Annotated in this window: 15 protein-coding genes; 6 read left to right on the forward strand and 9 right to left on the reverse strand. The window is 44.2% G+C overall.

What is annotated here, in order from left to right; translation table 11 throughout:
* Positions 1-195: 195 nt before the first annotated feature.
* From ACFPIB_RS08225 to ACFPIB_RS08245, 5 genes are all read left to right on the forward strand, one after another.
* Positions 196-447, forward strand: a complete 252-nt coding sequence (locus ACFPIB_RS08225) for a cytochrome b5 domain-containing protein (protein ID WP_378016956.1) — start codon at positions 196-198, stop codon at positions 445-447.
* A gap of 105 nt (positions 448-552) precedes the next feature.
* On the forward strand, positions 553-1,389 hold the full coding sequence (locus ACFPIB_RS08230) for an N-acetylglucosamine kinase (RefSeq protein WP_378016957.1): 837 nt from the start codon (positions 553-555) through the stop codon (positions 1,387-1,389).
* 46 nt (positions 1,390-1,435) lie between these two features.
* Positions 1,436-1,609, forward strand: coding sequence for a hypothetical protein (locus ACFPIB_RS08235; RefSeq protein ID WP_378016958.1), 174 nt, complete (start codon positions 1,436-1,438; stop codon positions 1,607-1,609).
* Positions 1,610-1,654: 45 nt separating this feature from the next.
* A complete protein-coding gene (gene murQ, locus ACFPIB_RS08240; RefSeq protein WP_378016959.1) occupies positions 1,655-2,470 on the forward strand; it encodes an N-acetylmuramic acid 6-phosphate etherase in 816 nt (271 codons plus the stop codon).
* Between the two features lie 140 nt (positions 2,471-2,610).
* Positions 2,611-3,177: a hypothetical protein gene (locus ACFPIB_RS08245; protein ID WP_378016960.1), complete on the forward strand. Its 567-nt coding sequence runs from the start codon at positions 2,611-2,613 to the stop codon at positions 3,175-3,177.
* Positions 3,178-3,339: 162 nt separating this feature from the next.
* Here the strand turns inward: ACFPIB_RS08245 and ACFPIB_RS08250 are convergent, their stop codons facing one another.
* The 6 genes from ACFPIB_RS08250 to era all read right to left on the reverse strand — a co-directional run bounded on the left by ACFPIB_RS08250 (position 3,340) and on the right by era (position 7,537).
* Entirely contained in the window at positions 3,340-3,561 is a 222-nt protein-coding gene (locus ACFPIB_RS08250; protein WP_378016961.1) for a hypothetical protein, read from the reverse strand.
* A 267-nt stretch (positions 3,562-3,828) separates the two neighbouring features.
* The gene (locus ACFPIB_RS08255; protein ID WP_378016962.1) at positions 3,829-4,023 is read right to left on the reverse strand and encodes a hypothetical protein; all 195 of its coding nucleotides are present in this window, start codon (positions 4,021-4,023) and stop codon (positions 3,829-3,831) included.
* A 279-nt stretch (positions 4,024-4,302) separates the two neighbouring features.
* On the reverse strand, positions 4,303-4,497 hold the full coding sequence (locus ACFPIB_RS08260) for a hypothetical protein (RefSeq protein ID WP_378016963.1): 195 nt from the start codon (positions 4,495-4,497) through the stop codon (positions 4,303-4,305).
* A gap of 82 nt (positions 4,498-4,579) precedes the next feature.
* On the reverse strand, positions 4,580-5,893 hold the full coding sequence (gene der, locus ACFPIB_RS08265) for a ribosome biogenesis GTPase Der (protein ID WP_378016964.1): 1,314 nt from the start codon (positions 5,891-5,893) through the stop codon (positions 4,580-4,582).
* 259 nt (positions 5,894-6,152) lie between these two features.
* Complete coding sequence (locus tag ACFPIB_RS08270) at positions 6,153-6,641, reverse strand: carboxypeptidase-like regulatory domain-containing protein (RefSeq protein WP_378016965.1); 489 nt, start codon at positions 6,639-6,641, stop codon at positions 6,153-6,155.
* Between the two features lie 5 nt (positions 6,642-6,646).
* Positions 6,647-7,537 carry a GTPase Era gene (era, locus tag ACFPIB_RS08275; protein WP_378017211.1) on the reverse strand — a complete coding sequence of 297 codons (891 nt, stop codon included), beginning with the start codon at positions 7,535-7,537 and terminating at the stop codon, positions 6,647-6,649.
* Between the two features lie 487 nt (positions 7,538-8,024).
* Between era and hemH the strand changes: the two genes are divergently transcribed.
* The gene (gene hemH / locus ACFPIB_RS08280) at positions 8,025-9,059 is read left to right on the forward strand and encodes a ferrochelatase (RefSeq protein WP_378016966.1); all 1,035 of its coding nucleotides are present in this window, start codon (positions 8,025-8,027) and stop codon (positions 9,057-9,059) included.
* Positions 9,060-9,321: 262 nt separating this feature from the next.
* Here the strand turns inward: hemH and ACFPIB_RS08285 are convergent, their stop codons facing one another.
* From ACFPIB_RS08285 to glmM, 3 genes are all read right to left on the reverse strand, one after another.
* Entirely contained in the window at positions 9,322-10,935 is a 1,614-nt protein-coding gene (locus tag ACFPIB_RS08285) for an ArnT family glycosyltransferase (RefSeq protein WP_378016967.1), read from the reverse strand.
* 182 nt (positions 10,936-11,117) lie between these two features.
* Complete coding sequence (locus tag ACFPIB_RS08290) at positions 11,118-12,260, reverse strand: cysteine desulfurase family protein (RefSeq protein WP_378016968.1); 1,143 nt, start codon at positions 12,258-12,260, stop codon at positions 11,118-11,120.
* Positions 12,261-12,995: 735 nt separating this feature from the next.
* Complete coding sequence (gene glmM / locus ACFPIB_RS08295) at positions 12,996-14,384, reverse strand: phosphoglucosamine mutase (protein WP_378016969.1); 1,389 nt, start codon at positions 14,382-14,384, stop codon at positions 12,996-12,998.
* Positions 14,385-14,534 lie beyond the last annotated feature (150 nt).

The raw sequence follows: 14,534 nt of genomic DNA on the forward strand, positions 1-14,534 counted from the left end.
TGAGAGAATGAGTGAGTTAGAGAATTATAAATGAAAAATGGTGGAATTAAGATAATCAGGAAAAGCATTAAAGCACTTTTTCAGCTAAAAAGCATATCGTTTTGGATGGAGATTTTCTTCCGAAAAGCCATTCCAGCATTCTCTCATTCAATAATTCTCCAATTCTAGCATTCACCAATTCAATAATTAAAAACTTTGGAAAACGAATACGCGCATTTGCCCGAATACACCAAAAGCCAGCTGGCGCTCCGCAACGGTCAGGACCGCGACGAGATCTGGGTGGCTTACAAAGGCATAATTTACGACGTAAAAAAATCGAGGCTCTGGAGCCGGGGCAACCACTACGAACACTGGGCCGGCCAGGACTTAACCGCCGAACTGAAAGATGCACCGCACACCGACTATGTTTTCGATAAATTTGAAGCCATTGGCCGGATTAAAAAGTAATTAAATGGTTAAATGGCTTAATTGTTAAATGGCTGAAAACGCTATGATTTTCAGGCTGAAAAGTAAAAAAACAATTAAACATTCAACAATTAAACAATGTAAAAAATGAAATTAATAGCCGATAGCGGCGCTACCAAAACCGACTGGTGTTTACTGGATGATAACGGCGCAGAAACCATTTTTAAAACGCAGGGAATCAGTCCGCATTACCAGACTTCCGAGGAAATTACGGCTACGGTAAAAACGGAATTGCTGCCGCAGCTAAAAGATTTGGTGCCTGCTGAGCTTTTCTTTTACGGCACCGGTTGCAGCTCCTATAAAAGCAAGGCAATCGTGCTTCGGGGCTTGCAGGCTGTTTTTCCGGACACTAAAATTGAAGTAGATCACGACCTCATTGCAGCAGCCCGGGCACTTTGCGGAAGAGAAGAAGGCATTGCCTGCATTCTGGGAACCGGCTCTAATTCCTGCCATTTTAAAGACGGGAAAATTGCTTACAACGTACCCAACTTAGGCTTTATCTTGGGCGACGAAGGCAGCGGCGGCTATCTAGGCAAGCGCCTTATTCAGGCTTTTCTGAACCTCGAACTTCCAACAGAACTGCACGAAAAAGTCAAAGCCACTTATAATTTAACACACGACGATATTATTCATACCGTTTACACCAAGCCTTTTCCGAACCGGTTCCTGGCCACGTTTACCAAATTCCTGGGCGAAAACCGCCAGCATCCATTTCTGGCAAAGCTGATCCACACCGGCCTCAACGATTTTTTTGTAAAGAACATTATCCGCTACAAAGATCACCAAACACTGCCCGTGCACTTTTTAGGCTCCATTGCCTACCATTTCAACACCGAACTGAAAGAAATAGCCGCCAGCCACAACATTACCATCGGCCGCATCATAAAAACGCCCATGGAAGGTTTGATCGAGTATCATTCTTAGTTTGGTTGTTCGTTGTTGGTTGTTCGTTGTTGGTTTTAGAAGTTTTATGAAAGTTAAGATCATTGCAGTAACAGGAATTATCCTTTGTCTTATTATCATAAGTATTTTAGCGTATTTTAACACTAAGGATTTTTGGGCTATTGACGCCTGCTTAGATAAAGGTGGACGATGGAATTATGAAACCAAAAAATGCGAATATGGTCCTAAACTTCCTGATTAAAAAGTAAAATCCATTTCCAAATTTCCTCATTTTCAAATTTTCACATTGAAAGAAATGTCTACCACCGAAACTGCTTCGCACTACAATAACCTCGAGAAAATGTCGGTGCATGAGCTGCTGACCAATATTAATAACGAAGACAAAACGGTACCGCTGGCAGTAGAAAAAGCCATTCCGCAGATCGAGAAACTGGTAGAAGTTATTGTAGGAAAACTGGGCAACGGCGGTCATTTATTTTACATCGGCGCAGGAACCAGCGGACGGTTGGGAATAGTAGATGCTTCGGAATGTCCACCCACGTACGGCGTGCCTTTTGATCTAGTGCAGGGCATTATTGCGGGCGGCGATGGGGCCATCAGAAAAGCCGTAGAATTTGCCGAAGATGATTTTGAACAAGCCTGGAAAGATCTGCAGAAAGCCGGCATTACTGAGGAAGATGTGGTGGTTGGCATTGCCGCTTCGGGAAGAACGCCTTACGTAATTGGCGGTTTACAGGTTTGTAACGAACGCGGAATTGCTACGGGTTGCGTGGTTTGCAACGTCAATTCCAAAGTAGCCGAAGTAGCGCAGTTCCCGGTAGAAGTTATAACCGGACCGGAGTTTATAACCGGCAGCACGCGCATGAAAGCCGGCACTGCACAAAAGCTCGTTCTGAATATGCTTACTACTTCAACCATGATCAAACTCGGACGCGTAAAGGGCAATAAAATGGTAGACATGCAGCTAAGCAATTTAAAACTGGTAGATCGCGGCGCAAGAATGCTTATGGAAGAACTGAAGATTTCGCATGATGAAGCAAGTGCATTGCTGGAAAAATATGGCAATGTGCGGGCTGCCATTGAAGCTTATAAAGGCAAATAAAACCCAATAGTTTTTAACCAGAATGGGTAGAGACAAGGCATTACCTTGTCTCTACGGTTTTATACACATTCCACTTTCCTCAAAAACCAATCCCGCAAAAATTCAGTAAGCAAAAAGCCACAAATTTACGCTTTCGTTTCATGCACACCATTGAGCCTTTCTACAACTGGATCGAAATTTATTCTGCTTCCGAAGACCCGCGTTCGCCGCTTTTTGAAGCCGAAAACGACCTGAGTTACTACACGCACGATATTTACGGCTATTACATTCATCCGCAATGGGACCCGATCGGTTCGGAAACGCTGTTTATCAAGATCCTGTTTGCTGACTACGACGAAGGCTACGCCATTATAGAATTTATTGGCGAGTGGAACGATGCGCTGCATAATGATATCATGCACCTGAAACGGAATATTGTGGACCCGTTAATTCAGGAAGGCATTAAATACTTCATTCTCATCGGCGAAAACGTTTTCAATTTTCATGGGTCCGACGACAGTTATTACGAAGAATGGTTTGAGGATGTGGAAGAAGGCTGGATCGCGGCAATTAATTTCCAGGAATTTGTACTGCGCGAAATGCATAATTACAACCTCGATTCTTATATCAATTTCGGTGGCAGCCTGGAAGAAATTCCGTGGCGCACCTTAGACCCACGACAGCTTTACCAGCGCGTAGATCAGCTTATTCAGAAACGCCTGCTGTGATATGAATACCAAGGTTTTGAATAAAAATCAGATGAAAACGCGATGCTTTCCGGATTAAAAACTGCTTAGAAAAATGGTAGGCTTTGGAAGCAAAAAAGTAAGTGCATAAAAAAAGGCGCCGTTGCCGGCGCCTCTCTTCTAACAAAACATTTCAATAATTAATTATTGAGCAGCGTTTTCAATGCTGTCAGCTTTTGCTTCGCCAGCATCTTCTACTGCGTCAGCACCAGCTTCGTTGCCCGCATCTTCCATAGCGTCAGCTTGGTGTTCTGCACCTTCTTCTACTTGCTCAGCCTGGTGCTCAGCAGCATCTTCTTTTTTAGAATCGCAAGAAGCGAAAGTGAACATACCAGCAGCAAGAGCTAAGAACAATACCTTTTTCATTTTTCTAAATTTAATGGTTAAGTGAATGAATTTCTTCTTTTATGCTTCTATTAGAAACCTGCGTTTCCAGTCAGAATACAGGCTTTATACCAGCAACTGCAAAAGGTAACCCAGCTTTCAGAAAAAAATTTAAAAATATTTCTGCCGGCGTGTTTAGTTTTTTAAGGCTAAATCACTGCGTTTTTTTACCAACAAAAAGCCCCGCATTGCTGCGGGGCTTTTTCTACACCAGCCGGAGCCGGTTAGCGTCATTTACTAAACCAATAATTACTTAACTACAGTAGTATCAGTAGTGGTTGTTGTAGCAGATGTTGTGTCTACAGTTGTAGTAGTTGTGTCCATAGACATGTCAGTAGACTCAACTGTAGTTTCAGTAGTTGTAGTTTCTTCAACTTTTTTAGACTCGCAAGAAGCGAAAGCGAACATACCGGCAACTGCTACAAGAGATAATACCTTTTTCATTTTTGGATTAAGTTTAATTGTTGTTTTATAGTTTCTTTGCTGTTTACCGGAGCTTTGCAACCATCGAAAATTCCGGCGAACGAGGTTTAATACTGAAAGTGAAAGAAGGTAACCCGTACTTTTCAAAAAAAATTAAAAAATATTCCGGCACCGGCCAGTTAGTTTTTAGGCTGAAAATGCTACCGTTTTTATAAATAAAAAAGCCCCGAATTTGCTTCGGGGCTTTTTTTGCCGAAACCAGCCAAGCGCCGGTTTCTAATGGCTTTTACTAAACTGAAATTACTTAACTACAGTAGTGTCAGTAGTAGTTGTAGTAGCAGTAGTGTCAACTGTTACAGCAGCAGTGTCAACAGCTACGTCTTCAGTTGTAGTTACTTCTTCAGTTGTAGTTGTAGTTTCTTCAACTTTTTTAGACTCGCAAGAAGCGAAAGCGAACATACCAGCAACTGCTACAAGAGATAATACTTTTTTCATGATGAAAGTTTTGTAAATGATTTTGTTTTTAGAGTCGCAAAGGTAATGCAACTTTTTCATTCCAAACAACATCCTGAAAAAATTATTTTTTCTTGAAGATCACGTTGATCGGCACGCCTTCAAAACCGAAATGTTTGCGGATCTTATTCTCCAGAAAACGCACGTAGCTTTCACGCAAATATTGCGGCAAATTGCAGAAAAATGCGAACGTTGGGTTGTGCGTTGGGATCTGGGTTACGTACTTGATCTTCACAAACTTACCTTTGATGCTTGGCGGCGGATAACGCTCGATCTCTTCCAGCATTACTTCGTTCAACTTCGAGGTCGGGATCTTTTTCATCTTGTTCTCATACACCTCGATCACTTTTTCAATAGCCTTGTGTACGCGCTGCTTGGTGAGCACCGAGGTGAAAATGATCGGCATATAGGTCATGGAACCCAGCTTTTCGTAGATCTTTTCTTCGAATTCTTTGGCTGTATTGGTTTCCTTGTTCTCTACCAGATCCCACTTGTTTACCAGAATCACGATGCCTTTTTTGTTCTTATCGGCCAGGCCAATAATGTTGATGTCCTGCGCTTCTATACCGCGGGTTGCATCGATCATTACCACGCAAACGTCCGATTCTTCCAGTGCCCGGATGGCCCGCATTACAGAGTAGAATTCGATGTCTTCGTGTACCTTAGCTTTCCGGCGCAGACCGGCCGTATCGATCAAAATAAACTCTTTGCCGAAGGCATTGTAGCGCGAATGAATAGAATCGCGGGTGGTGCCGGCAATGTCGGTTACAATGTTGCGTTCTTCGCCTAAAAGCAGGTTGGCAAAAGAAGATTTACCCGCGTTCGGGCGACCCATAATGGCAATTTTCGGAATTCCCGCATCCGGATCTTCTTCGTCTTCGCTTTCGAAATGTTTTACTACTTCATCCAGAAGATCGCCGGTTCCGGAACCGTGCTGGCTCGAGATCGGGAATACTTCTTCGCCTAAACCCAACGCATAAAATTCGCCGGCCTGGTGACCACGTTGAAATGTATCGGCTTTGTTGGCTACGATGTAAATTGGTTTTTTAGAGCGACGTAGTACGTTTGCAAATTCTTCGTCGAGACCGGTTACGCCGGCTTCTACGTCTACCATGAACAGAATTACGGTGGCTTCGGCAATGGCCAAATCTACCTGTTTCCGGATCGATTCTTCGAAAATATCATCGGAGCCGGTTACGTAACCGCCGGTATCTACCACGGTAAAGTTTTTGCCGATCCATTCGGAATAGCCGTAGTGGCGGTCGCGGGTTACGCCGCTTTCATCGTCCATGATGGCTTTGCGGGAGCCCACTAAACGGTTAAAAAAGGTTGATTTGCCGACGTTAGGCCGGCCTACAATTGCTACAATGTTTGCCATTGTGGTAAAAAATTTGGTAATGTTTCAGCCCCTCATTCTTCGTAGGAGTATCCGAATAAATAAAATGGTGTTCCTGTTGCCTGAACTCTACAACAGAACCAAGTTTGGACCGAAGTCCGGTAATGTTTTTTTGTCTGAATTGGGATTTATGGGATTAGGGGATTAATCAGATTCAAATTTTAAAATCCTGAAATCCGTTAATCTGGCGAATCTAATTCTGACTTTTTAGGCCTGAAAGCCTAGCGTTTTTTTCGTGATTCTAATAAATTAGTTTAAGATCATCTTCAGATGTCATCTCATAAATAGTATTATCTTTCTTCCCTATCCCCAACAAAACCTGTAATTCAATACCTTCACCATGATTTAATGCGATATTCTTTATTTTTAAATCACCATAGACACTTCCGGAAATAACTAAATCGTAAGTTGATCCAGGTAAATTGTATTTAAATCTCCCATTTGAATCAGAAGCCGCTCTAAATCTTTCCCCTGAAACATTATCCCATATGTAGATATTTTCAAAAGGTAAAGTATCAGGCTTCAATTGAGAATAAGTTCCTCTTCCAAGGACCATTCCTGTAATATAAGTTTCTATTGAATCACTAGCCTTAATTCTCTTAAAAGAAAGAACTTCACTTTTAACTGGATCAATTTCAAGAATTGAAGTTTCACAATTGAATTGCCCAATATGCCTTTGGCAGCCAAAACAGAATAAAGCAAAAATTGCTATTAAAAAACTTCCTCTCATAAAACTCAACTCCCCTTATACCCAAACCGCGATAACGATTTCGGATCGCTGCGCCAGTTTTCTTTTACTTTCACGAAAATTTCGAGGAACACTTTTTTCTGGAAGAAATCTTCGAGATCGACGCGGGCCAGCGAACCAACTTTTTTCAGCATTTCGCCGCCGTGGCCAATGATGATGCCTTTCTGGCTGCGGCGCTCCACTATAATTTCGGCGCGCATTCTAATAATCGTTTCGTCTTCCTTGAATTCCTCGATCACCACTTCGCAGCTGTAAGGAATTTCTTTTTTGTAGGTCAGGAAGATCTTTTCGCGGATCATCTCGGCTGCGAAGAAACGCTCGGGCTTGTCGGTTAGTTCATCTTTCGGGAAATAAGCCGGGTGCTCGGGCATGTGCTTCAGAATAAGCTCAAAAACCTTGTCGGTATTTTTCTTGTTCAGCGCCGAGATCGGGATAATTTCTTCGGCCTGCACTTTGTCTTTCCAGTAATTTATCTTTTCCAAAACCTCATCGGAAGTAGCCTGGTCGGTTTTATTGATGAGCAGCAGAATTTTCGCTTTCGATTTTTCTAAGCGTTTGATCACTTCGTCTTCGTCCCATTTTTCATAGATATCCGTTACGAACAGCACCACATCCGCATCTTCCAGCGAGCCGCGCACAAATTCCATCATACTTTCGTGGAGTTCGTATTTGGGCTGAATAATGCCCGGCGTATCGGAATACACGATCTGAAAATCGTCGCCGTTCAGAATACCCATGATGCGGTGGCGCGTGGTCTGGGCTTTGGACGTTATAATTGAGAGGCGTTCGCCAACCAGCACGTTCATCAGGGTCGATTTTCCAACGTTGGGTTTCCCGATAATGCTGACAAATCCGGCTTTGTGAGGCGTTTCCAAAATAGTAATAGGTTAGGTTTGAACTTGCAAAGATACATATTATTTGGTTGATGGTTGGTAGTTGCTGGTTGTTGGAGTTTTTCGGGGGAAATTGGTAGCGTTTTTGGGTGGTTAACCCCACCTAAATCCTCCCCTAAGTCAGGGGAGGGCGTTTTTTATCGGATAATGTGAAACAACTACCCCTGCCCCTCCTTGGTAATGAGGGGAGCTGCTTTACTGCCAATCTTTTGATTATTGCTAATAGAAAACGCTATACTTTTGTACACAAAAAGTCATGGCAAGCAGAAAAGAAAAAGCGCCCCTCCTTTTCAAGAAGGGGTTCGGGGTGGTTATTTCACATTATCAGAAATCCTGTTAATCCAACAAATCTTGAAAATCGTGTTCAGACAATTTTAAACTCCTGCAGTACAAAACTCCCTCCCCTGAATTAGCTATTGAGGTGGGGTCAACTAAATGCCTATCTTTACAGTTTAATTCCGAAAAAGAAACTATGGCTTCTACACCGCTTACCGGCGTTTTACTCATAAATTTAGGCACTCCAGATTCTCCCGAAGTTCCGGATGTGCGCAAATACCTGCGTGAATTTTTAATGGATGGCCGCGTAATTGATATGCCGACTCCCCAGCGATTTATGCTCGTAAATGGCGTAATTGCCCCGTTCCGCGCGCCAAAATCGGCGAAGGTTTACAAAGAACTTTGGGATGAACGCGGCTCTCCCCTACTCTACTACAGCCAAGATCAGCAGAAACTGCTTCAGGAAAAACTGGGCAAAGATTATTACGTGGCTTTGGGTATGCGCTACCAGAATCCGAGCATAGAAAGTGCGTTGGAAGAACTCCGAAAAAAGGATGTAGACAAGATCATCGTGCTTTCGTTGTACCCGCAATACGCTTCGGCGAGTACCGGAACTTCTACTCAAAAAGTGATGGACATTGTGAGCAAGTGGGAAGTAATTCCGAGCATTTCGTTCCTGAACCGCTTTGCCGACGATCCGGGTTTTATCAAAACTATAGCTGCCATCGGCCGCAGTTACATGGAAAAAACGCAGTTCGACCATTACGTTTTCAGCTACCACGGCATTCCGGAACGGCAGATCTTAAAAGCTTCGAACGGCGGCTATTGCCAATTATCGGATAAATGCTGCGCAACTTACAACAAGAAAAACCGCTACTGCTACCGCGCGCAATGCTACGAAACCACGCGTCTGGTAGCCAAAGAACTCGGTTTGCGCGAAGATCAGTACACGGTGGCGTTCCAATCAAGATTACAGGCGCGCATTAAAGATCCGTGGATCAAACCATATACCGACGAAGTAATTGCTGAAATGCCGAAAAAAGGTATCAAGCGCGTGCTGGCGTTCAGTCCTGCTTTCGTGGCCGATTGCCTGGAAACGACCGTTGAAGTTGGCCGCGAGTTCCGGGAGATTTTCGAGGAAGCCGGCGGCGAACACTGGCAGTTAGCGGAGAGTTTAAATACGCATCCGCTTTGGATCGATACGCTGAAAGATATGGTGTTGCGGAGTTAGTTTTTCAGGTAAAAAGCATAGCGATTTTAAAAATGCTGAAAATAAAAATCCTGTCATGTGGAGCGATAGCGAAACAACTTGTCAGCGGTTAGCAGAAACTTTTCTATTAGCAGCCGATGAGCTCCTTCGCTGCTGCTCAGGATGACAAACTTATTATATCTAATTACAAGTCAATCTATAAAATTCAAAGTCCCGGTTTCACACAAGAAGCCGGGACTTTTTTATACCAAAACGATATCGTTTTGCGGCTACAAACTCAACCCTATTCCTTTTTCTTCGGAAGCATATATAATTGCACGCTGCCTTTTTGCCACAATAATTTCCGCTCCGGGAAAAGCATATACACGCTGTCCGCTTTTAAATGCATCATCAGTTCTGGGTTCGAGATCATGGCGTGGTTCATGAGTAAAAAAGCGGTATCGGCGGTGGCGGAAACATGCTGGGTGCGGTTGTAATTCAGGTATTCGTAATGCGGGTTGGGTTTGTAACCGTAAAAAGACGCGTGTTGCTGCGCCAGATATTCGTTCGTGAAAACCTGATAACGGCCGGATTTATGATTCAGCCGTTCGGTCATGAGTTTTTGCGTTACGAAATAATCGGTTACGGTAGGTTTTACCATAAAATGTAACGGACGGATAGCCAGCGAAAACATGATCGCCAGCAAACCCAAAACCGGAATCGCGAACTTCGGCACGAACCGCACGAACAGGAAAAACAACCCGATGGGCACGTAAATTGCTGCCATATTCGATCTGGAAATAATGGCCGCAGCAATAAATAAAACGCCAACCAATAACTGGAAACGCGGTTTATAAAAATTATTCGCCAGCGCAAAACCAGCCGAAATGCAAAGCGGCGGCATGAGAACCGTGATCATGCGCGGCACCAGAACCATGGGCTTGTAATGCGTGTAAGAAGTACTCCCGAACCAGAAAGCCAGCAAGATCAGAATCGTGACCAGCAACCAATAACTGCGCGTATTTTCCAGTTTCAGCAGGTTTCTAAGCGTTACACCGGGCGCCGAAAATGCGAAAATTATCGGAACAATAATGCCGCTGACAATAAAAAACTGAATCGGTTCAAAAGTCAGGCGATTGAAGTAATAAGCGGTTTTGTTATTCAAATAACCCGGCTTGAATTCGTTCACAATTTCCGAGGTCATCAGGAAACGGTTGAGCCAGTGGCCAGTAAAAATTTCGTAGGCTGCAAAATAAAACGCTAGCAAAATGGACCCAAAAACTGCCGACCAAACCCAAAATTTCAGGTTTTCCTTCCGCACAAGATCTAATACAAAAACGTAGAGGTAAAAAGGCAGGATGTAAATGATCGTTTCCTTCGTGAGCATGGCCAGAAAATTCAAAACTGCAAATGCCAGCGCGAAACCAACTGCATTTTGCCGCACTTTCCGGAACCGGTACAAAACGCCCAGAATGCCCAGCCCCACCAGCATCACAATATTATCGGGATAAAGGTAATTGGAAAGGAAAAGCGTGTGAAAATTGAAGCCGAGCAAAATAACCGCCCACATGGCCACACCCGGGTAATTCTTCCTCAGCAAATAGTAAATTAAAACCAGCGTGCCGGCGGTGCAAAGCATGGGCCAGACGGTAGTAATGTAAGGCGAAACACCGATGGTAGCATACAAAACCGAAACCGGCAGATATGCAAAGAACCGGTGCGAAAACGGCATGTCTTCGAATTCAAAATCGCCGGTCAGCACTTCGTGGGCGTAGCGGCTGTAAGCCCAATCGTCGTTGAAATACGAACCTTCGTGCGCGAAAAAGAAATACAGAAGCGTAAACACGCAGCCAGCCAGCAAAGTCAGTTTCGCCAGCAAAGCTTCGCTTTTAGTTAGTTGTTGCAGTTTGTTCAGCACGCGTTAAGGTAGTCCGGTGATTTAAAAAATGAAGTGCTGCGAAGTAACGTTAATTTTTCGTTTCCGGCAAAAGGTGTTCCTGTAATGGCAATATCTGCACACGAAAATGACAGGGAAAAAGCAGAAAAAAGTCCCGGCCTCAATCATGAAACCGGGACTTTTCAGCGCAAAAGCATAGCGTTTTACGCCGGAACGTTCTGATACATTTTGGCCAGCGTAGCCGCGGCGTAATCTACTTCTTCTATGGTGTTGTATTTGCTGAACGAGAAACGCACCGCACCACGCTCCGGCGAAACACCCAAAGCCTGCAACACGTGCGAACCCGCGTTGGCACCAGAAGTACAAGCACTGCCGCCCGAAGCTGAAATCTTATTGATATCCAAGTTAAACAGCAGCATTTCGTTCATTTCCGAAGGCGGCAGACTGATGTTCAATACGGTGTACAAACTCTTATCGGCAAACTCCGAATTTCCGTTGAAACGTACGTCTTCTATTTGCGCTTTCAGTTGGGAAATCATGCGATCTTTCAAGGCCTGAACGTGTTTCTGGTGCTCGGCCATGTCGCGGTAAGCAATTTCCAGGGCTTTGGCCAAGCCAATAATGCCATACACGTTTTCGGTACCGCCGCGCATGTTGCGCTCCTGCGAACCGCCGTGCATGAATGGCTGAATTTTCACGTCGCCGTTCACATATAAGAAGCCTACGCCTTTCGGACCGTGAAATTTATGCGCCGAACCAACCAGGAAATTTACCGGCAAGGTTTGCAGGTCGTGCACGTAATGGCCCATGGTCTGCACGGTATCGGAATGGAAAATGGCGTCGTGTTTTTTGCAGATCTCCCCAATCGTTTGAATATCGTTCAGGTTGCCGATCTCGTTGTTAGCGTGCATGATGGTTACCAGCGTTTTGCCGTTCGTAGCCAGCAATTCTTCCAGATGGTTCAGGTCTAAGGCACCGCGTTCGTCGTGCTTTAAGTAGCTTACTTTTATGCCGTCGTTTTTCTCTAAACATTCTACCGAGTGCAGCACCGCATGGTGTTCCATTTTGGTAGTAATTACGTGCTTAATGCCCAGGCTGCGCGACGTACTGATAATGGCAGTATTGTCGGCTTCGGTACCACAGCTGGTAAAGAAAATTTCCGAAGGCGATGCGTGCAGCAAATTAGCAACCGTGCGGCGCGCACCTTCAATAGCCGAACGCACTTGCCTTCCGTGCCAGTGAATAGACGATGGATTGCCAAAATGTTCGAGCATGTAAGGCGCCATGGCATCAAAAACTTCTTTGTCTAAAGGAGTGGTCGCCGCATTGTCGAAGTAAACACGCATACTTTTTATTTAATTAGAAATTAGAAATCAAAAATTCTTAAATCAGCCCTGCTGAATCGGAAATTCAAAACGAAAGATTTACAAATATAAGGTTTTCAACCCTAAATCGTTCCATCTCAAGGTGCTAACTTGCGAAAAATATCCATGAATTACTAAACCCCAGAATGATCATCAAAACCTTCTGGTCAATTAACCAACGATAAAGATTAAAAAATCTTTACTCTACCTCTAAATTCCACACATATCGCCAGCGCAGCGTCCTTCGAAAATCACGTTTGCTAGAAAGCTAAAATAAAAGAAGCCAGCTACGAAGGTGAATGATACCAGTTTCTGTGAGAGCGGCCTCCAAGCTTACCGGTGGCTTTAGCCAGCCCGGAAGGACAGGTAAGATTGCAGCCGCGAACGCAGAAACGAAGCCCGCCCGGCTTGAGGGAGAAAATTGCCGATGGAAGTTTAAAGCCACCTGTTTAGCAGAAACAGTATTTCAAAAACGCTATCCTTTGTAGCTCAAAAACTCAATAGCAAACAAAACTACCAACTTGAAGAGATCTCTCCTTCCGTCGAGATGACGAAATAAACAGTATGATTTGAAGCAAAAAACACAGATATGCGGCTTTATAAGTTCCCTCGACTAGCGCTCGGGATGACGAAAACGCTATGCTTTTAAAGCAAAAAAGTCTGAAGCGTTTCCGCAACAGACTTTTCAATTTCTAATTCGTAATTTCTAATTAAAACCTACGCTTTCACCGAAATAATTTCCTTGATATCGGCAATGATCTTATTAGCCAAATGCTCCGCCGTAGCGTTAGAATCCGATTCGGCGTAGATACGGATGATCGGTTCGGTGTTGGATTTGCGCAGATGAACCCACTCCTTGTCGAACTCAATTTTAACGCCGTCTATAGTGTTTACCGGTTGCTTTTTGTAGCGATCCTGCATTTGCACCAGCACATCGTCTACGTTAATTTCCGGCGTTAATTCTATCTTGTTTTTCGAAATATAATAGTTCGGGTAAGAAGCGCGCAAACGGGTCATTCTTAAACCAGATTTTGCCAGGTGCGTCAGGAATAAAGCAATACCAACCAAAGCATCGCGGCCGTAGTGCAACTCCGGGTAAATAATACCGCCGTTGCCTTCACCCCCAATTACCGCATTCTGCTCTTTCATCATTTTCACCACGTTCACTTCACCTACCGCCGAAGCAAAATAGTTGCCGCCGGCTTTTTCGGTTACATCACGTAAAGCTCTGGTAGAAGAAAGGTTGGAAACAGTATTGCCAGCGTTGTTTTGCAACACGTAATCAGCCACGGCAACCAGCGTATATTCTTCGCCGAACATGCTGCCGTCTTCGCAAACCAAAGCCAGACGATCTACATCCGGATCCACTACAATACCCAGATCGAATTTGCCTTTTTCCAGCACGCGGGAAATATCGCGCAGGTTTTCTGGCAGCGGCTCGGGGTTGTGGGCAAAATTACCGTCGGGCTCGCAGTAAAGTTTTTCTATTTGGGTAACGCCAAGGGCTTCTAAAAGTAAAGGCACTGCAATTCCTCCGGAAGAGTTTACGGCATCTACCACTACTTTAAAGTTCTTGGCTTTTATAGCTTCCACATCTACCAGCGGCAGATTGGTTATGGCTTTTATGTGCTTTTTCAGGAAATCGGCGGTGGTATATTTTCCGAGTTTGGTTACCTGCGCAAATTCAAAATCTTCGCTTTCGCCAATTTCCAGCACCAGTTTGCCTTCTTCGTCGTTAATAAATTCGCCTTTATCGTTCAGCAGTTTCAGCGCGTTCCACTGTTTTGGGTTGTGGCTGGCCGTAAGAATAATGCCGCCGCCAGCTTTTTTAGCCGGAACCGCCATTTCTACGGTTGGCGTAGTGCTCAGGCCGAGATCAATTACATTAATGCCCATGCCCTGCAACGTTGCCGCCACCAGTTTACTCACCATTTCGCCGGAAAGCCGGGCATCGCGCCCAATAACAATCGTATTGTTCTGGGTGGTCTGCAAGACCCACGCCCCGAAAGCAGCGGCGTATTTCACTACATCAACCGGCGTTAAAGCATCGCCTGCCTTACCGCCAATTGTTCCTCTGATTCCTGAAATTGATTTTATTAATGCCACGAATTATCTGTTTTTAATCAGGTGCAAAAGTAATGAATTCAAGCTGAAAGCAATAAGAAATTTGCAAGCTCTTTTTAGTTCGGTTTTATATTAAATATAGATTTTAAGCTATAAAAGCTTTATTCTGCTCCATTCCTTCTATATAGTAAT

Source organism: Adhaeribacter terreus (assembly GCF_042657365.1).
Classification (GTDB): Bacteria; Bacteroidota; Bacteroidia; order Cytophagales; family Hymenobacteraceae; genus Adhaeribacter_A; species Adhaeribacter_A terreus.